The sequence below is a fragment of the Donghicola tyrosinivorans genome (genome assembly GCF_003003355.1).
GTDB classification, from domain to species: domain Bacteria; phylum Pseudomonadota; class Alphaproteobacteria; order Rhodobacterales; family Rhodobacteraceae; genus Donghicola; species Donghicola tyrosinivorans.
On record NZ_PVTQ01000002.1, the window covers coordinates 292,923 to 316,494 of the forward strand.

At 60.9% G+C, this 23,572-nt stretch carries 19 protein-coding genes; 15 read left to right on the forward strand and 4 right to left on the reverse strand.

Translation table 11 applies throughout. From position 1 onward, the window contains the following. Nucleotides 1–35 precede the first annotated feature (35 nt). A complete protein-coding gene (locus tag CLV74_RS03930) occupies nt 36–2,339 on the forward strand; it encodes a DEAD/DEAH box helicase (RefSeq protein ID WP_106262911.1) in 2,304 nt (767 codons plus the stop codon). Nucleotides 2,340–2,361: 22 nt separating this feature from the next. On the opposite strand, the gene CLV74_RS03935 is transcribed toward CLV74_RS03930, so the two are convergent. Continuing rightward, nucleotides 2,362–2,838 carry a DUF2938 domain-containing protein gene (locus tag CLV74_RS03935; RefSeq protein WP_106262912.1) on the reverse strand — a complete coding sequence of 159 codons (477 nt, stop codon included), beginning with the start codon at nt 2,836–2,838 and terminating at the stop codon, nt 2,362–2,364. Between the two features lie 189 nt (nt 2,839–3,027). On the opposite strand from CLV74_RS03935, the gene CLV74_RS03940 reads away from it, so the two are divergent. The 11 genes from CLV74_RS03940 to CLV74_RS03985 all read left to right on the forward strand — a co-directional run bounded on the left by CLV74_RS03940 (nt 3,028) and on the right by CLV74_RS03985 (nt 15,318). Further along, nucleotides 3,028–4,068, forward strand: a complete 1,041-nt coding sequence (locus CLV74_RS03940; protein ID WP_106262913.1) for a zinc-dependent alcohol dehydrogenase family protein — start codon at nt 3,028–3,030, stop codon at nt 4,066–4,068. Nucleotides 4,069–4,094: 26 nt separating this feature from the next. After that, nucleotides 4,095–4,235 (forward strand): hypothetical protein, encoded by a 141-nt coding sequence (locus CLV74_RS22735; protein WP_170107973.1) that lies wholly within the window; start codon nt 4,095–4,097, stop codon nt 4,233–4,235. Nucleotides 4,236–4,516: 281 nt separating this feature from the next. Further along, a complete protein-coding gene (locus tag CLV74_RS03945; protein WP_106262914.1) occupies nt 4,517–5,542 on the forward strand; it encodes an efflux RND transporter periplasmic adaptor subunit in 1,026 nt (341 codons plus the stop codon). A 3-nt stretch (nt 5,543–5,545) separates the two neighbouring features. Next, on the forward strand, nt 5,546–8,587 hold the full coding sequence (locus CLV74_RS03950; RefSeq protein ID WP_106262915.1) for an efflux RND transporter permease subunit: 3,042 nt from the start codon (nt 5,546–5,548) through the stop codon (nt 8,585–8,587). A gap of 192 nt (nt 8,588–8,779) precedes the next feature. Then, on the forward strand, nt 8,780–9,703 hold the full coding sequence (locus CLV74_RS03955) for a lipid A-modifier LpxR family protein (protein ID WP_106262916.1): 924 nt from the start codon (nt 8,780–8,782) through the stop codon (nt 9,701–9,703). Between the two features lie 103 nt (nt 9,704–9,806). After that, nucleotides 9,807–10,856: a Hint domain-containing protein gene (locus tag CLV74_RS03960; RefSeq protein WP_106262917.1), complete on the forward strand. Its 1,050-nt coding sequence runs from the start codon at nt 9,807–9,809 to the stop codon at nt 10,854–10,856. A 173-nt stretch (nt 10,857–11,029) separates the two neighbouring features. Next, nucleotides 11,030–11,407: a hypothetical protein gene (locus tag CLV74_RS03965; protein WP_146134895.1), complete on the forward strand. Its 378-nt coding sequence runs from the start codon at nt 11,030–11,032 to the stop codon at nt 11,405–11,407. 247 nt (nt 11,408–11,654) lie between these two features. Continuing rightward, nucleotides 11,655–12,275 (forward strand): 30S ribosomal protein S4, encoded by a 621-nt coding sequence (gene rpsD, locus CLV74_RS03970; protein ID WP_106262919.1) that lies wholly within the window; start codon nt 11,655–11,657, stop codon nt 12,273–12,275. A 165-nt stretch (nt 12,276–12,440) separates the two neighbouring features. Further along, entirely contained in the window at nt 12,441–13,529 is a 1,089-nt protein-coding gene (gene hisC / locus CLV74_RS03975) for a histidinol-phosphate transaminase (protein ID WP_106262920.1), read from the forward strand. Continuing rightward, on the forward strand, nt 13,526–14,446 hold the full coding sequence (locus CLV74_RS03980; RefSeq protein ID WP_106262921.1) for a prephenate/arogenate dehydrogenase family protein: 921 nt from the start codon (nt 13,526–13,528) through the stop codon (nt 14,444–14,446). Before hisC ends, CLV74_RS03980 begins: the two co-directional genes overlap by 4 nt. Next, the gene (locus CLV74_RS03985) at nt 14,443–15,318 is read left to right on the forward strand and encodes an extensin-like domain-containing protein (protein ID WP_245888455.1); all 876 of its coding nucleotides are present in this window, start codon (nt 14,443–14,445) and stop codon (nt 15,316–15,318) included. The genes CLV74_RS03980 and CLV74_RS03985 overlap by 4 nt, the downstream gene beginning before the upstream one ends. On the opposite strand, the gene CLV74_RS03990 is transcribed toward CLV74_RS03985, so the two are convergent. After that, nucleotides 15,319–16,305, reverse strand: coding sequence for a DUF2125 domain-containing protein (locus CLV74_RS03990; RefSeq protein ID WP_170107974.1), 987 nt, complete (start codon nt 16,303–16,305; stop codon nt 15,319–15,321). Nucleotides 16,306–16,367: 62 nt separating this feature from the next. Here CLV74_RS03990 and CLV74_RS03995 point away from each other — a divergent pair, with 62 nt between their 5' ends. From CLV74_RS03995 to CLV74_RS04005, 3 genes are all read left to right on the forward strand, one after another. Then, nucleotides 16,368–16,898 carry a gamma-glutamylcyclotransferase gene (locus tag CLV74_RS03995; RefSeq protein ID WP_106262923.1) on the forward strand — a complete coding sequence of 177 codons (531 nt, stop codon included), beginning with the start codon at nt 16,368–16,370 and terminating at the stop codon, nt 16,896–16,898. A gap of 66 nt (nt 16,899–16,964) precedes the next feature. Next, a complete protein-coding gene (locus CLV74_RS04000; protein WP_106262924.1) occupies nt 16,965–18,194 on the forward strand; it encodes an ABC-2 transporter permease in 1,230 nt (409 codons plus the stop codon). Nucleotides 18,195–18,197: 3 nt separating this feature from the next. Beyond that, complete coding sequence (locus CLV74_RS04005) at nt 18,198–20,186, forward strand: peptidoglycan -binding protein (protein ID WP_106262925.1); 1,989 nt, start codon at nt 18,198–18,200, stop codon at nt 20,184–20,186. A gap of 3 nt (nt 20,187–20,189) precedes the next feature. On the opposite strand, the gene CLV74_RS04010 is transcribed toward CLV74_RS04005, so the two are convergent. Continuing rightward, nucleotides 20,190–21,149 carry a M23 family metallopeptidase gene (locus CLV74_RS04010; protein WP_106262926.1) on the reverse strand — a complete coding sequence of 320 codons (960 nt, stop codon included), beginning with the start codon at nt 21,147–21,149 and terminating at the stop codon, nt 20,190–20,192. A gap of 2 nt (nt 21,150–21,151) precedes the next feature. Beyond that, nucleotides 21,152–23,488 (reverse strand): ATP-dependent Clp protease ATP-binding subunit ClpA, encoded by a 2,337-nt coding sequence (gene clpA / locus CLV74_RS04015; protein ID WP_106262927.1) that lies wholly within the window; start codon nt 23,486–23,488, stop codon nt 21,152–21,154. Nucleotides 23,489–23,572: the final 84 nt, after the last annotated feature.

Here is a 23,572-nt window from a genome sequence, read left to right on the forward strand (position 1 = left end):
AGCGCCACCAATATACAGCCAGAGACTTCCGACACATGATCCAGATCCTTTCCGAAGCGCTTGCCGAGCGTGGTTATGACACTTTGACCGACGTGCAGCAGGCCGTGACCGCAGAAGAACTTGCGGGTCAGGATCTGCTGGTTTCTGCGCAGACCGGCTCGGGTAAAACCGTTGGCTTTGGTCTGGCGATGGCGCGGGACGTTCTTGCCGAAGACGGCTCGCTTGGGCCGGCGGCTGCGCCTCTGGCACTGGTGATTGCCCCGACCCGCGAACTGGCACTTCAGGTCAAGCGCGAGCTGGGTTGGCTCTATGGCAAAGCAGGTGCCCGTCTGGTGTCCTGCGTTGGCGGCATGGACGCCCGTGACGAACGTCGCGCGCTGGAACGTGGTGCCCACATCGTTGTTGGCACCCCTGGCCGTCTGCGTGACCACCTAGAGCGTGGCGCGCTGGATCTGGAAAGCCTGCAAGTGGCGGTTCTGGACGAGGCCGACGAGATGCTGGATCTGGGCTTCCGCGAAGATCTGGAGTTCATTCTGGGCGGTGCCCCCGAAGAGCGCCGCACGCTTCTGTTCTCGGCTACCGTGCCGCCGATGATCGAAAAGCTGGCCAAGGAATTCCAGCGCGATGCGCAGCGGATCAGCACCACTTCGGGCAAAAAGCAGCACTCGGACATCTCGTATCAGGTGATCCGCGTGAACATGAAGGACAGCGAACGCGCGATCTTCAACATGCTGCGCTTCCATGACGCCGAGAACGCGATCATTTTCGCCAACACCCGTGTCGAGGTCGCCCGTCTGACCTCGCGTCTGGCGAACCGTGGATTTCAGGTGGTTTGTCTATCCGGTGAACTGACCCAGCAAGAGCGGACCAACGCCCTGCAGGCCATGCGCGATGGTCGTGCGAAGGTTTGTGTGGCAACCGATGTGGCGGCCCGTGGTATCGACCTGCCCAATCTGGAACTGGTGATCCACGCCGATCTGCCCACCAACACCGAAGCACTGCTGCACCGTTCGGGCCGGACCGGCCGCGCGGGACGCAAGGGTATCTCGGCGCTGATCGCGAACCCCAAGTCGGCCAACCGCGCTGAGCGTCTGCTGAAGTGGGCGAAGATCACCGCAGAATGGACCGAGGCCCCCAGCGCCGAAGACATCCAGCGCCGCGACGAAGAGCGTCTGCTGGCCGATCCGCTGTGGACCGAAGAAACCACGCCCGAGCAGCAGGATTTCGCAACCCGCCTGCTGGAAATGCACAGCGCTGACCAGATCGCGGCAGCTTACCTGCGCCTTTACCGTGCCCGTCTGTCGGCACCTGAAGAACTTGGTTCGCCCGATGAACGCCCCGAGCGCAAAGAGCGTAAGGAATTCGGCCCCTCGCGCTGGTTCCGTCTGTCGGTTGGCCGCAATGAGCGTGCCGAGCCCCGCTGGCTGTTGCCGATGGTGTGCCGTTCGGCCAACATCGACAAGACCGTCATCGGTGCGATCCGTGTGCGTCAGGACGAAAGCTTCATCGAGATCGCGGAAGCGGCGGCAGATAACTTCCTTGCCTCTCTAGGGGATGCTGCGCAGCTGGAAGACGGCATCAAAGTGACTGCCGCTGATGGCCCGCCCGCACCCGAACCGCGCCAGCCCCGTGGCGACGACCGCCGTGGTGATGACCGTCGCGGCGGTGGTCGTGATCGCGGCCCCCGTGAGGATCGCCCCCGCGGTGACCGTTTCGATCGTCCCAAGCGTGAGGACCGTGGCGACCGCTTTGATCGCCCCAAGCGCGAAGATCGCGGCGAGCGTCCCCAGCGTGAAGACCGCCCTCAGCGCGATGACCGTCCCAAGCGCGAAGAGCGTGGCCCCAATATGGTCGCTCCCAACCCGAACAAGAGCAGCTACAACCCTGCGCCTGTGATGGATGATGACGCGCCCCGCAAACCCCGCGCCAAGAAGGTCTGGGGCGATAAGCCCGAGGGCAAAAAGCCCTACAAGCCTGAGGGTCGTGGCGATTTCAAAGGCGGTAAGCCTGATGGGAAAAAGTCGTTCGGCAAACCTGACGGCAAAAAGCCCTATGGCAAGTCCGAAGGCGGTTTTGGCGGCAAGCCCAAGCGTGATGGCGACAAGCCCGGTTACGACAAACCCCGTGGCAAGCCCGCTGGCAAGTTTGGCGATAAGCCCAAGTTTGGCGACAAGCCGAAATTCGGTGACAAGCCCCGTGGCGATGGTCCCAAAGGCGGCAAACCTGCCCGTTTCAACGCGGCGGATACCAGCAAGCGGATGGACCGCCCCGGTGGCAAGCGCCCCGCAGCGGGTCCGCGCAAGGGCGGTGACGGGTTCCCCCGTCGGCCCAAAGGCTAAGAACTAACAGCGGGGCGCTTGGTCAGACGGCCAGCGCCCCGATCCACATGCCAAGGCCGAACCAAGTGTGTGCGACCAGCCCCAGCCCTCGGCTTTTCCAAGGGGTCGGCGTTTTCGACAGCGCCCATCCCAGTCCCAGACCCGGATGCAGCAGGAACCAGCCCGCCGCGATGGTCACCAGCGCATAGATCCACACGGGCACAAAGCTAGGCATTGCCAGCCACGCAGCCCCTGCGATCATCGCGAAAAAGATCCCGTAGATCACGCCCACCGCATAGTGGAAGACCCAGCCGATGGTCAGTTCGCCCTGAGCAGGGGTGGCTTGGGCGATGTCGTCGTGAAAGACTTTGCCTTTCGCCACATGAGCAACCCAGCGGCCCACGAAGGCCCAGTTCGGCAAAGGCGCGCCGGTGATGCGGTTCAGGGCAAGTGCCCACAGGTCCATCACAATTGTGCCGCCAAGGCCCATCACGATCCCAGCAAATATCAAATACGCCACGTGCTGGCCTCCTTTGAATTGATATACTCAATATACCTGTTGCTTAGTCATTTCACGGATTGCCCTTGTTGCAAAGACCAAAGGCTTCAATCTTTAGGGTTGCAATGTAAAGGGCAGACAAACCCCTTTGGACCAGTGTAGACTCGGTCCGATTTACCCGCTCTGCGGGTTGTGGAGTGGGGAGAATCCATGAAGGCCGTCTTGTTTGAATCCTTTGGTGCGCGTCCTGTGATCGCCAATTTGCCGGACCCGTCACCTGATGCGGACGGCGTTGTTTTGCGCGTCATGGCCACGGGGGTGTGCCGCAGCGACTGGCACGGCTGGATGGGGCATGATCCGGGGATCGAACTGCCGCACGTGCCGGGCCATGAACTGGCAGGGATCATCGAGGCTGTCGGCCCGAATGTCTCCAAATGGAAAGTGGGCGATCGCGTCACGGTGCCTTTCGTCTGCGGATGCGGCACGTGTTCGGAGTGTCATTCGGGCAACCAGCAGGTCTGCGAAGATCAGACACAACCGGGGTTCAGCCACTGGGGCTCGTTCGCGGAATATGTGGGACTGCATCAGGCGGACCTGAATCTTGTGGCCCTGCCGGAGACGGTGGATTTCGCAACCGCCGCCTCGCTTGGGTGCCGGTTTGCCACCTCGTTCCGTGCAGTGGTGGATCAGGGACGCACGGCCCCCGGTGAATGGGTGGCGGTGCATGGCTGTGGCGGCGTCGGTCTGTCGGCCATCATGATCGCCAACGCGATTGGCGCGAATGTGGTCGCGGTTGATATCGACGATGCCAAACTTGCGCTGGCCAAAGAGCTTGGCGCAGCAGTCACCATCAATGGCGCGACCGAGCCCAAAGTGGCCAAGGCTGTGCTTCAGGCGACAGGGGGCGGGGCGCATGTTTCGATTGATGCCCTTGGCAATCCTGTAACCTGCTTTAACTCTATCTCGTGTTTGCGTCGGCGCGGGCGACATGTGCAGGTGGGATTGATGCTGGCAGATCACGCCAAGCCGCAGATCCCCATGTCCCGTGTTATTGCCTATGAATTGGAGCTGCGCGGCAGCCACGGAATGCAGGCCCATCGCTATGATGCGATGCTTGCGATGGTTCAATCGGGTAAGCTGTCACCCGAGCGTCTGGTGGGGCGCGAAATCACATTGGAAGACTCGATCGATGCACTGATCGGTATGGATCGTTTCGAAGGTGTGGGCGCGACAGTGGTGACGAAATTCTAGGTGTTTCATTCGTCGGGGGACGAAAGATGAAGCAAGTTTTAACGATCGGAATTCTGGGCCTGCTTGGTGGGCTGGCGCTGGCCTATGTGGTGCTGACCTACCAAGCCTCTTTGCAACGGGACGGATCGCTTTCGCGGTCCGCCTTGCCCGCTGCGATAGCCGGTTAAGCGTGCGTTAAGCGCATGAAAAGACCTTTGATGCGGCGTGAACGCCATTTTCAGGGTCGGGGCTGCTGTCACTTCTTTGTGATGGGGTTATGGGCTGCCCCACAGGTTTTCTCCAACATATTGAGCCTTTTGGGTGAAACCTGCGTCGCGGGTTCCCTTTCGGGAGGAAATTCTGCGTAAGCTGAAACAAAACTGAACGGTTCGGTTCACTTTTTTCGTGCAAGATGCGGGATTCTGGCCTACCTAATGGCGGAAATGCCCTCCGCCCGAAGGAAGACCCGATGCGCATGATCCCTGTTCTGGCCTTGATTGCCGCGACTTTTGCTGTGCCTGCTATGGCGCAGGATGTGCCCAAGCCTGTGAAACTGATGACCCTGCAAAGCGGCCCTGCCCATATCGAGCGGCAGTTCTTCGGGCAGGTGGTGGCCAAGCAGACCGTTGATTTGGCTTTTCAGGTTGGCGGCCAGCTGCAGCAGTTGACCGCACCGGAAGGGCAGATGATCCGCGAAGGCGAGGTGATCGCTCAGCTGGATTTGCGGGCCTACACCCGCGCCCGTGATCAGGCCAAGGTCAATTTGGATAAGGCCCGCCGCGATCTGGAGCGTCTGACCGCCCTGCGCGGCTCAACCGTCAGCGACGTGACGATCCGCGATGCGCAGACGCAGGTAGATCTGGCTCAGATCGCCTTGCAGAACGCTGAGGATAGCTTGGATGACGCGACCCTGCGTGCGCCCTTTGATGCACTGGTCGCCCGCCGCGAGGTTGCCAATTACACCACTGTCGCCGCAGGCACGCCCATTGTGCTGTTGCACGATGTCTCTGAACTGCGGGTCGAGATTGAGGTGCCCGAGGTTCTGTTCCGTACGGCAGGCCGTACCGGCGACGTGACCTTTAGCGCCGAGTTTCCCGATGGCGACACCCGCTTCAACCTCTCGCCGCGCGAGTTTGAGGCCGAAGCCAGTGCCGTGGGTCAGACCTACACGCTGACCCTTGCTTTTGACAAAAATCCCGGCGCGTTTGTGTATCCCGGTGCCTCGCTGACGGTCTATGCCGCGACCGAGCTTGGCGGCGGTGATGCGGTGTTCCTGCCCGAAACGGCGCTGTCCTTTGACCCCGAAGGCAAGCCCCGCGTGATGGTCTTTACGGATGGCACCGTTCGCGCCACGCCGATCACCATGCAGATCACCGACGACGGGCGCATCCAGATGGTCGAAGGCCCCGAAAACGGGACCGAGATCGTCCTGACCGGCGCATCGCAGTTGCAGGACGGGCAGACGGTCCGCCGCTTTACCCGTATCGGAGAGTAACCCATGTCCATTGCACGCGCTTCGATCGACCGCGCCCTTGTGACGTGGATGCTGATCATCGGCTGCCTTCTGGGCGGTATCTGGGGCTTTGCCACCATCGGGCGGCTGGAAGACCCCGCGTTCACCATCAAGAACGCCGTTATTATCACCCAGTACCCCGGCGCTTCGGCTGAACAAGTGGCCCGAGAGGTCTCGGAACCGCTGGAATCCGCCATCCAGAAGATGGCCGAAGTGGAAACGATCACCTCGTCCAACAAACCGGGCGTCAGCCGGATCAGCGTCGAAGTGGAAAGCACCTATGACGGGACCGAACTGCCCGCCATCTGGACCAAGCTGCGCAACCGAGTGAATGATGCGCAGTCCAGCTTGCCTTCTGGCGCGCAGGCGTCGGTGGTCAATGACACCTTCGGGGATGTGTTCGGCCTGTTCTTTGCGGTCACCACACCCGGTTTCAGTGATGCGGAAACCCATCAGATCGCCAACTATCTGCGCCGTGAAATTCTAGCGGTGGATGGCGTGGCCGATGTGGAACTGGCCGGTCTGCCGGAAGAGGCGATCTATGTGGCCCCCAAGACGGCGATCACCACCAACCTTGGCGTCGCGCCAGGCGCTTTGGCCGGTGCGATCACCAGTGCCACCAGTGTGTCCAGCGCGGGCAGCGTGACCCAGAACGGGCAGGATATCCGGATCGAGGCGCCCGAGGGCTCGAACTCAGTTGATGAGATTGCCAGCCTGACCATCGGTGTCGGCGGCGAAGTGATTGACCTGACCGATCTTGCTGATGTGACCCGTGAACGGGTGGCCGAGCCTTCGATGATCATCCGTTATAACGGGCAGGATGCCTTTACCTTGGGTGTGGCGGGCAAGGCCGATCTGAACATTGTGGACATTGGTCACGCGGTAGATGACCGGATTGCGGCGCTAATGCAGGACGTGCCTGCGGGCGTGCAGATCCAACCGATCTATCAGCAGCATGTGGTGGTGGAAGAGGCTTCGAACGCGTTTCTGGTCAACCTTGCCATGTCAGTCGCCATCGTGGTCATCGTGCTGGCGATCTTCATGGGCTGGCGTGCCGCGATCGTGGTGGGCGCGACCCTGCTGTTGACCGTGGTGGGCACCCTGTTTTTCATGTCGGTCTTCGGGATCGAAATGGAGCGTATCAGCCTTGGCGCCTTGATCATCGCCATGGGGATGCTGGTGGATAACGCCATCGTGGTGGCCGAAGGGATGCAAGGGGACATGCATCAGGGCAAATCCGCCCGTGATGCCGCCGAGGATGTGGCCAGCAAGACCCAGATCCCGCTGCTTGGGGCGACTGTGATCGGGATCATGGCCTTTGCGGGCATTGGTCTTTCGCCGGATGCGACGGGGGAATTCCTGTTCTCGCTGTTTGCGGTTATCGGGATTTCTCTGCTGCTAAGCTGGGTGCTGGCGATCACCGCCACGCCGCTTCTGGCGCACTATCTGTTCAAGGTGGGCGATCAGGTAGAAGGCGGCGCCTACAACGGCCCGATCTTCCGCGCGTACCGCAACACGCTGTCGCTGGCGCTGAAGCTACGCTGGTTGGTGATGGCTGGTCTGATCGCGGTGACGGTGGTGTGCTACATCGGCTTTGGTCAGGTAAAGCAGCAATTCTTCCCCGACAGCAATACACCGCTGTTCTACGTCCATTACAAGATGCCCCAAGGTACCGGCATTCATCGCACCGCTGACGATATGGCGCTGCTGGAAGAGTGGCTGTCCAAGCGGGACGATGTGGTCTCGGTCAGTACCTTTGTGGGCGGCGGCGCGACGCGATTTATGCTGACCTACGGGCCGGAAGAGGGTCTGAAAAGTTATGGCCATCTGATCATCCGGACCGAGACGCTGGACGCCATTCCGCCCCTGCGCCAAGAACTTGAGGACTTTGCCCGCAGCACCCTGACCGACGGCGAATTCCGCACCCAGCGTTTGGCCTTCGGGCCCGGTGGCGGTGCTCCGATTGAGGCGCGGTTCTCTGGTCCCGATCCGGTGGTTCTGCGCCAACTGGCGCAGCAGGCGATGGTCGAGATGAAAAAGACCAACCCGCTGGTGCAAGACATGCGTACCGACTGGCGCGAGCGAGAATTGGTACTCAAGCCCGTCTACGCGGATGAGCGGGCGCAGGCGACGGGCATCTCGCGCGAGGATGTGGCTTCGGCTTTCCTGACCGCGACCGATGGCATCCGTGCGGGCGTCTATCGTGAAGATGATCGCCTGATCCCGATTATGGTGCGTAACGCTGGCGCAACTGATGAAGGGGCCGCGCATCTGATTGACCAACCAGTCTATTCCAGCGCGGCGCAGGCCTATATCCCTGTGACACAGCTGATCGACGGGTTTGACTATGAAGCGCAGGACACCCTGCTACAGCGCCGTAACCGCGTGACCACCATCACGGTCGAGGTTGGTCTGCCTGCCGATACCAACGTCGCTGCGGTCTTCACGCAGGTGCGCCCCGCGATTGAGGCGATCCCACTGCCCGAAGGCTACAAGATGGAGTGGGGCGGCGAGTTTGAAAGCTCGACCAAGGCGCAGGGCAGCCTTGGCAAGCAGTTGCCCCTGTCGCTGCTGATCATGATCGTCATCTCGATCCTGCTGTTCGGCCAGTTGCGTCAGCCGCTGATCATCTGGCTGTTGGTACCGATGTCGGTGAACGGGGTGGCACTTGGCCTTCTGGGAACCGGATTGCCGTTCAGCTTTACCGCGCTTTTGGGTCTGCTGAGCCTTTCGGGGATGCTGATCAAGAACGGGATCGTTCTGGTCGAGGAAATCGATCTGGTCCGCGCCGAGGGTGTGCCCTTCCGGCAGGCGGTGCTGGATGCGTCGACCTCGCGTCTGCGGCCTGTGGTGCTGGCGGCGGCGACCACCATTCTGGGGATGATCCCGTTGCTGTCTGATGCGTTCTTCGCCTCGATGGCGGTGACGATTATGGGCGGGCTTGGCTTTGCCTCGGTCCTGACCTTGGTCGCGGCACCGGTGCTGTACTACACGTTCTTCCCAAAGGCGCGCCGCGCGGACGCCTGAGGGTAGGTTAACCACAATGGCCGCCCCGCTGGTCGCGGGGCGGTCTCTATTCTTGGTGCTGCTGTTGCAACTTCTCAACAGGCGGGTACCCATTCGGCTTTTTGCAAACGTCCTTTCGGGAAAAGACTGGAAATCTGAGCTATCGTTTTGGTAGGCTATCCGTGCCTGGGGAGGCAACTGTAGGGATAGCTGATGCGACAGATGACGATGGCGGTCGCCGCCATGGTTCTGAGTGCCCCCATGGCCGTAGCGCAAGGCTACGAATTTGTGGGCTACGGAAACATCCTTAACAACGATTACTACGGCGATGGTCGGGATCGTTGGCAGACGGGTTCGGACCAACTGAGTTTGGTGTGGTCGAACGGCTGGGAAAAGGGATGGAAAGATCAGCTAACCTCCGGATTTGGCGACACGATAGAGCTGCGCTTTGGCGCCCGTGTTGCGGCCCCTGACAATATCGATATTCCTGCAAATGACGACCGCCGCTATGCGGGGGTGCTGAGCCTTGGTCTTGTGACCCACATGGCTGTGGCGCAAGATTACCAGATGGTGCTTGGCGCTGGTGTCGAGGCCGTGGGGCCGGGCACTGCACTGGATGAATTTCACGCCAAGTTCCACAGCCTGATCGGCAGTGGTGACGCCAGCGCGGCGGTGCGTGACAACCAGATCGGTGACAAGATCACGCCCTATGCCTCGTTCGAGATGGCGCGAGCGTTCCCCACGGGGGGTAATTCGCGCATTCGTCCATTTGTTGAGGCCCATAGCGGGCTTGAGACACTGGCCCGTGTGGGTGTTGATTTCCACGTGGGTGATCTGACGCTGAACGGTTTGATGTCCCGCGATTACGTCACTGGCCAGACCTATCAGACCGTGCGCGGGACAGGGACCGGCTGGACCTTTATCGGCGGCGCGGATGTGGCGAAGGTCGCGCAATCGGTGCTGCTGCCCAGTGATGACTATACCCTGACGCCTGCCCGTGTGCGTGCCCGTGTGGCGGTGCAATGGGCGGGGAACTATGGGGTGGCGCAGTTCGGGCTGACCTATCTGGGCAAAGAGTTTGAACAGCAAGACAGCGGGCAGGTGCTCGGGTCTATCAGCTTTAAGTACGACTTCTGAAGACTATGGCTGCGACCCCGAAAACGGGGCGCGGCGTGCTGCATCATAAGCGGCAACAGGTTTTGTGACGCTCCAGAGCAGGGAGCAAGGTGGGTAACGCAGGATGGGTATTGCAGGCACATTTGTGATCGAGTGGTCGCAGACAGAGATCGACGGCATCAAGGGCGCCGCGTTGGGCGCCGTAATGGGCGGCAGCAGTTGGCGCTGGGATGGGGATGCCTTGCGCGTGGACGGGCCGAACTCGGTCCTGCCGTTGGTGGATGCCTTGGGCGAAGACGCTTTGCGCCGCCGCGCCGCTCCTAAAGCGCAGCGCATCTTGGGGGATGAGGTGATCAAGCGCCCAGATGCAGACCTGCCTGCCACGGCCAGCGGTTGCCACATCATCATCACCGACGGCCTGCGCAGCCATACCATACAAGTTATTCGCAGCCGCTCTTCCGGTCGGCTTTTGCTGCAAATGAACGGCACCCTGCCGATTCCGGGTCATGATTATTGGGTTATCCAGCATGATCTGGAGCGGATCACCCGCCCTGACGGCGAGTTAGAGCAGGGGGGTGTCATTTGCTTCACCGCGGGCACCATGATCGCCACGCCCTCGGGTCCGCGCCCTGTGCAAAATCTGCGCCCCGGTGATCTGGTTCTGACGCGGGACAACGGCCCGCAGGAAATCCTGTGGCGCGGGGCGCGCCGGATTTCAGGTGCGCGTATGTTTGTTCTGCCAGAACTGCGCCCCGTGCGCATTCTGGCCCATGCCTTCGGGGAGGACCGGCCCGACGGGACGCTGCTTGTGTCGCCCGAGCATCGCTTGCTGGTCTCTGGCTCTGCGGCGCTGAACCTTTTCAACACCGATGAAGTTCTGGTGCAGGCCCGCTTTTTGCTGAACGACCGGACCATCACCCGAGCGGCCGATCTGCATGAGGTGACCTATATCCACCTGTTGCTGCCCGCCCATGAGATTCTTTGGGCCAACGGTATCGAATGCGAGAGCTTTCACCCTGCAACCGCCAGCTTTGGCGCACTGGACCAGAACGATGCAAAGACGCTGGAAGAACTGGTCCCCGGCATTAGCGCGCGGCCTGAAAACTATGGTCCTTTTGCGCGGCGTAACCTGTCGCCGTCCGAGGCCGCAATCCTGAGTTACGACTCGGTCTAACGGTCACATCGGGGCAAAGTGCTGGGAACAGAGTGTTGCACTTATCCCGCGCATTGATACTTAAATTACAACTTTAACGGTTCTTTTGGTTTGAATTTTTCAGCTTGGTAGTGCATGCAGCAAATCATACCGAGTGGCGTTTTTCATTTTTGGTTTGTTTTTACTAAGGATGATTGTTTTTGAAGAATTTAATGATTGCCGGTGCTGCCATCGCTTTTGCAGGCACTGCTTCGGCTGGTTGTTATGACTTCGCCGAAGCTGGTGAGCCGTTGCCCGTCCTTGAAGTTTGCTTCATCGACATTCAGGGAAACGAGACCTGCAAGGAAGAAACGGTAGTGGCAGAGTGTCAGGACTTGAACGCTTGGGTTGTTGAATTCCAATCGGGCATGTCGATCACCAGAGAGCTGCCGCCCGCGCCACGCCATCGTGTGACGTTTGCTGACGCCGATCACAGATGGCAGTTGGATGAAGAGCATTTTGCCTCATGCCAGACGGCGGGCAATGACGCAGGGATCTGCGGTGTGTTTGAAGGTTTGGGGTACGCGAACTAGGTTCGACCGTATTCCATGTGGAAGGGGCGCGTCCGGGGGGAGCGCCCTTTTTATATTGTGCCAAGGGAACTGGCCGGTGCGAAAGCGGCGTGAAAGCCTGACGGAATCATGTCGGGCCTGTTGACTCTGCCGGTGGGCGCTGTATAGGGGCGGCTCACATTGGTGTTGGTGGCCCCCGCAAGGGGATGCCTGTCAGGGGAAACCCAGTAGGACAACGCCCTTCATACTCTAACGAAGGAGATCAGCCGTGACCAAACGCACGTCTGCCAAGTACAAAATTGACCGTCGCATGGGCGAAAACATCTGGGGCCGTCCCAAGTCGCCCGTAAACCGTCGTGAATATGGCCCCGGCCAGCACGGCCAGCGCCGTAAGGGCAAGATGTCGGACTTCGGTCTGCAGCTGCGCGCCAAGCAGAAGCTGAAAGGCTACTACGGCGACCTGACCGAGAAGCAGTTCCGTCGCATCTTCGGTGACGCAGAGCGTCGTCGTGGTGACACCGGTGAGATCCTGATCGGTCTGCTGGAAAGCCGTCTGGACGCAGTTGTTTACCGTGCCAAGTTCGTTCCCACCGTCTTCGCTGCACGTCAGTTTGTGAACCACGGTCACGTTCTGGTGAACGGCCAGCGCGTGAACATCCCCTCGTACCGCGTCAAAGAAGGCGACGTCATCGAGGTTCGCGAGAAGTCGAAGCAGATGGTTGTCCTGCTGGAAGCCGTTCAGTTGGCAGAGCGTGATGTTCCTGACTACATCGACGCGGACCACAGCAAAATGACCGCAACCTTCGTTCGTATGCCCGGCCTGTCGGATGTTCCGTACCCCGTCGTCATGGAACCGAACCTGGTTATCGAATACTACGCACAGAACTAATTCCACTTCGGAATTGGCTCTACGATCTTCGAACGCCGCCCCTCGGGGCGGCGTTTTGCGTTGTGATCCTGCGTTGCAGCATGATTTTTCCATGTATAGGGCGGTTTTGCAGTCTTTTCCCTTCGCGGTTGCCAAGCTATGGAAGGCGCGTTGAAGGAGACAAAGATGACGAAACCCATTCCTCAGCCTGGTATTCTGGACATCGCTCTGTATCAGGGCGGCGCTTCCAGCGCGCCGGGCGTGTCCAATGTCGTCAAACTGTCGTCGAACGAAAACCCGTTCGGCCCGTCCGAAGCTGCGGTCAAGGCCGTGGCGGTCGCTGCGCACCAGATGCATCGCTATCCAGAGATTGATGGCGCATCCCTGCGTGCGGCGCTGGCCGCCCATTACGATCTGGATGCGGATCGTATTGCCCTTGGTGTCGGCTCGGATGAGATCCTGTCGAATATCTGCAACGGTTATGCTGGTCCCGGCGATGAGGTCATCTATACCGAGCATGGTTTTTCCATGTATCGCATCTGTGCCTTGGCTTCTGGCGCGACCCCTGTGGTCGTCCCCGAAAACCAGCGTGTGGTCGATGTGGACAACATTCTGGCGGCCTGCACCGACAAGACCCGCGTGATCTTTGTCACCAACCCAGGCAACCCCACTGGCACCTTTATCCCCGTGTCCGAACTGGAGCGTCTGGCCGATGCCATGCCCGCGCAGGCGGTGCTGGTGATTGACGGCGCCTATGAGGAATACGCCGAAGGCTATGAGGGCGGGGCAGAGCTTGCCGCGTCTCGGCCCAATGTGGTGATGACCCGCACTTTCTCGAAGCTGTTCGGTTTGGGCGGCATGCGCGTGGGTTGGGCCTATGCGGATCGGGCGATCATTGATGTGCTGAACCGTCTGCGCAATCCGTTCAACCTCTCGACCATCGCGATTGAGGCAGCAAAGGCCGCGCTGGCTGACACCGCCCACACCAAGCGCTGCCTGACCGAGAATGCCCGTCTGCGTGCGTGGCTGTCTGGCGCGCTTGAGGCGCATGGGGTGATGTCCGACCGTTCGGGCGCGAATTTTGTGCTGGCCCGCTTTGATGATGAGGATGAGGCCAACGCCTGTGAAGATTACCTGCGTAGTCAGGGTCTGCTGGTGCGCCGTGTGGCGGGCTATGGCTTGCCCAATTGTCTGCGGATCACCGTCGGGGACGAACCCTCATGCCGCCGCGTGGCCCATGCCATCGGTGCCTTCAAAGGGGGCGCCCGCGCATGACCCAAGTCTATGATCGTGTGGCGCTGATCGGCCTTGGCCTGATCGCATCGTCGATGTTTTGGGCCATCAAGCGTGGTGGTCTGGCGGGCGAAGTGACGGGCTATGCCCGCAGTGCCGAAACCCGCGACAAGGCCCGCGAAATCGGTCTGTGTGACCGCGTATGTGATACTGCGATTGACGCAGTGAAGGACGCCGATCTGATCGTTCTTTGCGTGCCTGTCGGCGCTATGGGCGCTGTGGCCGAAGAGATCGCGCCTTATCTGAAACCAGGCGCGACCGTCAGCGATGTGGGCTCGGTCAAGCAGTCGGTGATCGATGCGGTTGGGCCCCATCTGCCCGATGACGTGCATTTCGTGCCCGCGCACCCGCTGGCAGGGACCGAGCATTCTGGGCCGACCTCGGGCTTTGCCGAGCTGTTCGACAACCGCTGGTGCCTTTTGGTGCCGGTTGAGGGCTCTGATCCGGAAGCGGTGGCGAAGCTGCGTGCGCTTTGGGAAGGCATCGGTGCCAACGTCGAAGAGATGGACGCCGAGCACCACGATCTGGTGCTGGCCGTGACCAGTCATACGCCGCACCTGATTGCCTACACGATGGTGGGTGTGGCCGACGATCTGCGCCGAGTAACCGATAGCGAAGTTATCAAATACTCGGCGGCGGGTTTCCGCGACTTTACGCGGATTGCCGCCAGTGACCCCACAATGTGGCGGGATGTGTTCTTGACGAACAAGGACGCGACATTGGAAATTCTCGGTAGGTTTACTGAGGAATTGTTCGCGCTCCAGCGGGCAATCCGGACTGGAGACGGTGATTTGTTGCACGCCTATTTCACCCGCACCCGCGCGATCCGTCGCGGCATTCTGCAGGCGGGTCAGGACGTGGACTCTCCGGACTTTGGCCGTGGGAAGGCGAAGAAGTGAAAGCAACCCTAGTCGTGTTTCTGGCCTTATTGGCCAGCACGTCCCTTGCCGCCGAGACGTCTGTGCGTCCGGTGGTGCGCCCCGGTACAGCAGAGGCTTCTGCGACCGAGGCACCTTCTGCTGCGCTCGCTGTGGTGGCCGAGGCATCCTCTCAGACCATCAAGCGGTTGCGCCCCAAAGCCCGCCCGAAGTCGGTGATCGACAGCGTTGAACGGGTCTTGCCCGAACCCACCCAAGAGCAGGTCGCTGAAAAAGCCTCCAAGTTCTCACTCATCCAGTCGTTGCGCCCCTTGGTGCGTCCCAAAGACGTGGTCAAGCAGGGTGAACGCCGTCAAGCAGCGCTGGCCAAGGGGGCCATCTGTGGCGATCCCGCCATTCAGGGTGAGGCCGTGGGCGCGGTTCCCAGCAAGACCAACGGCTGCGGTATTGATTCGGCAGTTCGGGTGCGGTCGGTCTCTGGTGTAAAGCTCAGTCAGGCGTCGCTGATGGATTGCGGAACGGCCAAGGCGCTGAAGACTTGGGTCGATAAGGGCATGAAGCCTGCCGTGAACGGCAAAGGCGGCGGTGTGGCCAAGATCAACATCATGGGTCACTACACCTGCCGTCCGCGCAACAACCAGAAGGGCGCCAAGATATCCGAGCATGGCAAAGGCCGCGCCATCGATATAGGGGGCTTTACGCTGGCCGATGGAACCGAGTTCACAGTGCTGAAGCACTGGCGCTCTAAAACCTTTGGCAAGGTGCTACAGCAGATGCATTCCAAAGCTTGCGGGCCGTTCGGCACGGTTTTAGGGCCGAAGGCGAACCAGTATCACCAAGACCACTTCCACTTTGACACGGCCCGCTATCGCAGCGGCAGTTACTGCAAGTAATCAGCGGATCACGATCTGCGGGGCAGGGCCAAGAGGCAGCACCCCAAGGCGCACCATCCCGCCTTTGAAGGTAAAGGTGGCGTCCAGATCGTCGGTCTTGCCCGAGGCCTGCGCCACCAGATCCAGCACCAGCATCATCTGTTTGGCGGCCTTGGGGGTGATCTTGCCCGCCTCAACCGCGGTCTCCAGCATCTGGGGCCAGTTGACGGCGCGCACGGTGATCTCGCCTTCAGGGATGCCGCGCTGGTCCAGCGTCAATTGACCGGCTGCGTCCAGATGCAAGGGCCCCCAATCCGCGAAGGCTTTTTCGATCTTCAGGGCCGTGATTTGCGGGCGTGCGCCGCGCAAGGCACCACTATTCCAAGGGGCGTCAAAGGCGACGCGCAGGTCCATCTCAAGCGCGGTCATGGCATCGGGCAGATTTGCCTGAACCTCGGCGGGGAAGGGCGCACGCAGGCCCTCTAGGCGGGTGAAGAGGTGATAGTTGGCAGTGTTTGCGGGGTCTTTCTCTGCAGCAAAGCGCAGCTTGTCTGCGGACCAAAGACCGCCCTCTGTGTCCAGCGTGGGGTTCATCCCCTCGGCCAGAAAACGGGCGGGCTGCATTTGGGCCACATCTTCCATGATCAGCGATGCGCGCAGGTCTTCGGCCCCCAAGGTCACGGCCCCATAGGGAGTAGCGATGCGCTGGGGTTCGGGCCAATACAGGATCAGGTGGCTGTCGTTATAGACCAGTTGCAGCACCTGAAGGAGGTCTGTGGACCACGCCAGCCCGCGCTGCGTATCGGCAAGCGATACATCGGTGAAGGTCGTGTCCAGCCGGTTCGGAAAGCCCGACACCGACAGATCGCTGTATTCGGCCTGCCAGCCCGCCGCCTGACGCGCGTGGAACCAGCCTTCGATGGCGGCGCGCTGGGATTGTGCCTTCCACAGCCAATGGGCGCTCCAGGCCAGAGCCAGAACAAGGGCGATCGCGACAAGACGCTTCATGGGGGAACCTTTCCAAATCTGCGGCATCTGTTTACAGATCAGCGCAAAGGAGGACCAGCGCAATGACGATGTGGGTATTCGGATACGGATCGCTGCTTTGGAACCCCGGCTTTGATGTGGCCGAGTCCCATCTGGCCACGTTGCAAGGCTATGCGCGGTCGTTCTGTATGCTCTCGGTCACTCATCGGGGGACGTATGAGCGTAACGGTCTGGTGCTGGCGCTGGATGCGCAACCCGATGCCCTGTGCGATGGTCTGGCCCTGCGCGTTCACCACGGTGAAGAAGAAAAGGTGCTGGCCTACTTGCGCGAGCGTGAGTTGGTCACCTCGGCCTATCTTGAGCGGCACCTGCCTGTGAACCTGTCCGATGGGCGCGAGGTTGAGGCGGTGACCTACATCATTGATCCCGAACACCGCCAGTATTGCGGAAAGCTGCCCTTGGAAAAGCAGGCGCAGATGATCGCGAATGCCGTCGGGATGCGCGGCCCCAATTCCGAATACCTCTATAATACCGCGGCACACCTGCGGCAGATGGGGGTCTCGGACGCGGATTTGAACTGGCTGGAAGGCCGCGTCCGCGAGATTTTGGGATAAAGATTGCGTCTGGCCTACAAGGGCTTATGCTGACCTGAATAGTTAACGGGGCAGGGGGCGTCTCGAATGGCACGCGAGGCAGAGCCGCATTTTTCGCAGCCGATCCGGCAAATTTTTCTGATGGTTCTGGTGATGGGCCTGACCGGCGCGGGCGGGTTTCTGGCCTACTCGGTCGTTCTGCCGTTGTTCTTCGCGAACCCTTGGCTGAATGGCGTGATCGCAATGGTCTTTGTGTTCGGCGTCATCGCCTGCTTCTGGCAGGTGGGGCAGCTTATCTCGTCCGTGCGGTGGATCGAAGGGTTTGCCGCCGACAATCCGGGCCATGAACATACCCGTCCGCCGCGCCTTCTAAAGCCGCTGGCCGCCCTGCTGCGGTCACGCGGGCGGCGCATGAAGATCAGCTCCAGCTCGGCGCAATCGATTCTGGACAGTCTGGCGACCCGTATCGATGAAGCCCGCGAGATCACCCGCTATGTGGTGAACCTGCTGATCTTCCTTGGCCTTCTGGGCACATTCTACGGTCTGGCCACCACGGTGCCTGCGGTGGTCGAAACGATCCGCAGCCTTGCCCCCGGTGAAGGGGACAATGGCGCTGCGATGTTCGGCAAGCTGATGACTGGCCTTGAGGCGCAGCTTGGCGGTATGGGCACGGCGTTTTCCAGCTCGCTTCTAGGTCTGGCCGGATCGCTGGTCGTCGGTCTGATGGAGCTGTTCGCCGGCCACGGCCAGAACCGTTTCTACCGCGAGCTTGAAGAGTGGCTGACCTCGATCACCCGTCTTGGCTATGTGGGCGACGGCGACGGTAGCTCGCCCGAGCAATCGGCCATGGTGCAGGTGCTTGAGAATATGGCCGAGCAGATGGAATCCATGCAGGTCGCACTGGTGCAGGCCGAAAGTGGTCGCGCAACGCTGGATGGTCAGTTGGAACATCTGGGCCGCACCTTGGACCGGATGACCGACAAGATCGCGCAAGTCGATAACAGCGAAATGATCTATGCCCTGCAAAAGGTGGCGTCCGGTCAGGAGCAACTGGTCGAAACGATGCAGGTCGCCATCGGGCAGGGACAGAACCAGAGTTCCGGCGAAGGCGGCGAATTCGACGCCGAGGCCAAGATGCGCCTGCGCTCGATCGATGTGCAACTGCTGCATATCCTTGAGGATCTGGCCGCTGGCCGTCAGGAAACCATGGCCGAGCTGCGCACCGATATCGCTGCCTTGACCCGCGCCGTGCAGCGTTTGGGCTCGGCAGATCTCGGGGCGGCAACCCGCCTGCGCCGCCACCCCGAAGAGGACTGATCCATGGCCCTCTCGCGCCGCACGGGACAACGGTTCCAAAGCTCGATCTGGCCGGGTTTTGTGGATGCGATGACCGGCCTTTTGCTGGTTCTGATGTTCGTGCTGACCATCTTCATGGTGGTGCAATCGGTCCTGACCGAGACGATCTCGGGGCAGGAAAGCGAATTGGACACCTTGAACCTTGAGGTCGCGGAACTGGCCCGCGCGCTGGGGCTTTCGCAGACGCGGGCAGATGGGCTTGAGGCCGAGGTTTCCACGCTGAACGCCACACTGGCGGACAACCAGTCACAGATCGAAAGCCTTTTGGCCCAGACCGCCGCGCAGCAAACGGCCTTGTCCGAGGCGCAGGCAAAGATCACCGGTTTTGAAGCGCAGGTCGCGGCACTGATTGCGCAGCGCGATGATGCCCTGTCGAATGTGTCTTCGCTTGAAGGGGAAAAGACCGAACTTTTGACCGCGCAAGAGGCCCTGAATACCGCGCTGGCGCAGGCCCGCGATGAGATTTCCGCGCAGGAAGAGGCTGCCCGTCTGGCCGCTGCCCGCCGTGAGGCGCTAGAGGCGCTGACCGAGGAATTGCGCACCAAGAACGCCGAGCAAGCGCAGGCCCTGACTGACGAAGAGGCCGCTCGTCTGGCCGAGGCAGAGGCCGCAAAGGCCCTGCGTGAACGTCTGCAAAACGCTGACGCCGAACTGACCGCCATGACACTTGCGCTGGAAGAGCAGCGTAAGCGGGCCGAAGAAACCCTGACCAAACTGGCTGCCGCCGAGGCGGTGCAAAAGGACCTGAACCAGCAGCTTGCCACAGTCGTTCTGGCCCGCGATGCCTTGCAGCAAGAACTGGCGGGGCTTCAGGCTGACACTCAAGGCGAGGTTCTGAGCCGAGAGCAGCTACAGCAAAAGCTGGCCAACGCCCTTGCCGCACAACAAGAGGCGCAGGCTGTGGCCGAAAAAGTCGGCACGCTTGAGGAAGAACTGGCCGCCGCGCTGGCCGCTCAACAGGACACCGCTGCGCAACTGAAAGAATTGCGCGATGCAGGTCTGTCGCTGGATGATCAACTGGCCGCGGCCTTGACCGCCCGTTCAGCCGCCGAGGATCGTGCCGCGCAGGCCGAGGATGCCTCTGCCGCGCTGGAAGAACAACTGGCTGCCGCTTTGGCCGCACAGCAAGAGGCAGAGGCGGCCTTGACCGGCCAATTGACCGAGGCTGAGCAGCGTGCCGCCCTTCTGGCTGCTGCCAATAGCGCCCTGTCGGACAAAGAGGCCGAAAGCGCCGAGGCGCAGCGCCGCGTGACTTTGTTGAACCAGCAATTGGGGGCCTTGCGCACGCAATTGGGCCAACTTCAAAGTCTGCTGGATGATGCGACGGCACGGGATGCGGCCTCTCAGGTGCAGCTGGAATCGTTGGGGTCGGACTTGAACGCCGCGCTAGCCCGTGCCGCTGCCGAAGAACGCCGCCGCCGTGAATTGGAAGAGGCCGAGCGTAAGCGTCTTGAGGCCGAAGCCGCCCGCCTGACCGCCGAGACCAAAGAACTTGAGAAATACCGCTCGGACTTTTTCGGGCGTTTGCGTGATCTTCTGGGGGCGCAGGACGGGGTCCAGATTGTGGGGGACCGCTTTGTCTTCTCGTCCGAGGTGCTGTTTGACCAAGGCAGCGCGGATCTGTCTGAAGCCGGCCAGACCGAGATCGCCAAGGTCGCTGGCATCCTGAAATCGGTGGTCGGTGAAATCCCTGCCGATGTGAGCTGGATCATGCGCGTGGATGGTCACACCGATAATATCCCGCTCAGCGGGACAGGGGAATTCGCGGACAACTGGGAGCTAAGCCAAGCGCGTGCCCTGTCTGTAGTGCGCTATATGGTCAGCACCTTGGGCATTCCGGCGGACCGCCTGTCGGCCAATGGCTTTGGGGAATACCAGCCGGTGAACTCTGCCAATACTGCCGAAGCGCGGGCGCAAAACCGCAGGATCGAGCTGAAGTTCACCGAAAAGTAAGGATTACGGCACGCGAATGGTTTGTGCCTGCTGTGCCAGAACCTTTCCATGCCGGATCAGGGTCACATCGCCTTCGTACCCGCCAGAGCGCCAGCCGCCACCGGGGGCTTTGCGGCCCGCCGCGCGGAAGAACTGCGCCTGCTGCTTGTCGATCGTGACCTCGCTTCGCACAACCTCGCCTTCGGGGCCGTAAATGCGCAGGACCATGATGTCACCGGGCAGGGCACCATAGGCGAAAGCCCAGAAGACAATCGGCGCGTCAGCGCGAAGCTCTGCGTCGCCATGGCCTTGCTTGATTGTGTTGTAGGCGGGGATTTCGGTGTCGAAACCCACATCAATCACACCCGCAGGGGTATAGGCGATGTCCGCCTCCCACAGGGGCCGCTCTGCATCGCCGCAGGAGTTCAGCTTTTCGGGGCGGAAGGGGTCCACCACAGCGCCATCCTTGCGGACCGAGAGGTGAACGTGGGGGAACTGGGTGTTGCCGGAAAAACCGACCTCTCCCAACACGTCGCCGGTATTCACCACGTCACCCTTCTGCACCTTCACGCTGCCGCGTTTCAGATGGCAGTACTGGGTTTCCCAGCCATCGCCGTGATCGATTGCCAGCCCGTTGCCGCATTCACGGCCGTCCAGCTGCGCCGCTGAAATCCCGTCGCGTCCTGTGTCCGGCATTCCATCCCGCACAGCGCGTACGACACCTGCCGAAGCCGCCAGCACATTCACGCCAGCTTCCATCTTGTCGAAGGTTTTGACCGAGAAATCTGTGCCCTTGTGCCCGTCATAGCTGAGCGCGCCGCAGGCGTAATCCGACGACCCCTCTGAGGGATCGTGATCAACATATTGCTGGATATAGCAGGTCTCGCCCAAGGTGCAGTCGAGGGGAAGTTGCAAGTCCAGCGCACTGGTTACACACGGAAACGCCCCCGCCAGTGCGGCGAGGGCGAAGGTCGTTTTTGTCATACTTAGTTTGCCGTCAGAAGAGGGGGCTTTTTGCCAGCCTCGATGCGTTTGCTGTCGGGGCCGTTGATCTCCAGTTTCAGTTCGCCATTCTCGACGCTGACATTGACGATACCGCCCTTTGCCAGCTTGCCGAACAGCAGTTCCTCGGCCAGCGGTTTCTTCAGGTGTTCCTGGATCACGCGGCCAAGGGGACGGGCGCCCATCTTGTCGTCGTAACCCTTGTCGGCGATCCATTCGGCGGCTGCCGGGCTCAGCTCGATGTGGACGTTGCGGTCCATCAGCTGAGCTTCCAATTGCAGGACGAACTTTTCGACCACCTGCAGGATCACCTCTTTCGGCAGCGGACCGAAGCTGATCACCGCGTCCAGACGGTTGCGGAATTCCGGCGTGAAGGTGCGTTCGATCGCGGCAGTGTCTTCGCCTTCGCGGCGGTCACGACCAAAGCCGATGGCCGCTTTCGCCTGCTCGGACGCGCCCGCGTTCGAGGTCATGATCAGCACCACATTGCGGAAGTCCACCGTGCGCCCGTTATGATCGGTCAGCGTGCCGTGGTCCATCACCTGCAGCAGGATGTTGTAGACGTCGGGGTGCGCTTTCTCGATCTCGTCCAGCAGCAATACGCAGTGCGGATGCTGGTCAACGCCATCGGTCAACAGACCACCTTGGTCAAAGCCCACATAGCCCGGAGGGGCACCGATCAGACGGCTGACCGCGTGCTTTTCCATGTATTCAGACATGTCAAAGCGCAGCAGTTTCACGCCCAGTTGGTCGGCCAGCTGTTTGGCCACCTCGGTCTTGCCGACACCCGTGGGGCCAGCGAACAGGTAGTTGCCGATGGGCTTGTCCGGTTCGCGCAGACCCGCGCGGGACAGTTTGATCGCGCTGGACAGGGCCACGATGGCATCGTCCTGACCAAAGACCACTCGCTTGAGCGATGCTTCCAGATCCTTGAGGACCTCTGCGTCGTCCTTGCTGACGTTTTTCGGGGGGATGCGCGCGATCTTGGCCACCACGGCTTCGATCTCTTTGACGCCGATGGTCTTGCGGCGCTTGGAGTCGGGCAGCAGGTGCTGTGCCGCGCCAGCCTCATCGATCACGTCGATGGCTTTGTCGGGCAGCTTGCGGTCGTTGATGTAGCGGGCCGACAGTTCGACAGCGGTTTTGATCGCGTCCGCGGTGTAGCGGATGTCGTGATGCTCTTCGAAGTAGGGTTTCAGACCCTGAAGGATCTTGACCGCGTCTTCGACGGTGGGCTCGTTCACGTCGATCTTCTGGAAACGGCGGCTCAGGGCGCGGTCCTTTTCGAAGTGTTGACGGAACTCTTTATACGTGGTGCTGCCCATGGTGCGCAGCTTGCCGCCCTGAAGCGCGGGCTTCAGCAGGTTCGAGGCATCCATCGCCCCGCCAGAGGTCGCGCCTGCGCCGATCACAGTGTGAATCTCATCGATGAAGAGAACCGCATCAGGGTGATCTTCCAGTTCGGTGACCACGGCCTTCAGGCGTTCTTCAAAGTCACCACGATAGCGGGTGCCCGCCAGCAGTGCGCCCATGTCGAGCGAGTAGATGACGGTGTTTTTCAGCACATCAGGGGTCTGGCCCTTGATGATCTTGCGCGCCAGACCTTCGGCGATGGCGGTCTTGCCCACACCGGGATCACCGACCAGAAGCGGGTTGTTCTTGCGGCGGCGGCAAAGCACCTGAATGCAGCGCTCAACCTCTTCGGCGCGGCCGATCAGGGGGTCAATGTCGCCCTTACGCGACTTTTCGTTCAGATCGACACAGTATTTCGCCAGCGCGGATTCGCGGTTTTCGGACGGATTGGGGCCGGTAGGTTCGACGTTCTGCGCCTCTTCCTCTTCGGTCGCGCCCTGAACGGGGCGGCTTTCGCCGAAGGCGGGGTTCTTGGCCACACCATGAGCGATGAAATTCACAGCGTCGTAGCGGGTCATGTCCTGCTCTTGCAGGAAGTAGGCCGCATTTGATTCGCGTTCGGCAAAGATGGCGACCAGAACGTTGGCGCCGGTCACTTCGGTCCGGCCCGAGGACTGGACGTGGATCGCCGCCCGCTGGATCACGCGCTGGAATGCAGCGGTGGGCACAGCTTCAGAGCCGTCGATTTCAGTGACAAGGTTTGCAAGGTCTTCGTCAATATAATCAAGCAGCGAACGCCGCAGGTCTTCGATGTCCACATTGCAGGCACGCATGACGCGGGCCGCATCGGGTTCGTCCACCAAGGCCAGTAGCAGGTGTTCCAATGTCGCAAATTCATGCGCGCGTGCGTTCGCCAGCGCCAGTGCGGAATGGATCGCCTGTTCGAGCGTATTCGAGAATGAAGGCACGAGGGTGCTCCTTCTGATCGGGGGTCAGAGGGGCCCGAGGCCCCAACCAACCGTGGCCTGTATAAGTTAAAGTTTGGTCGATCC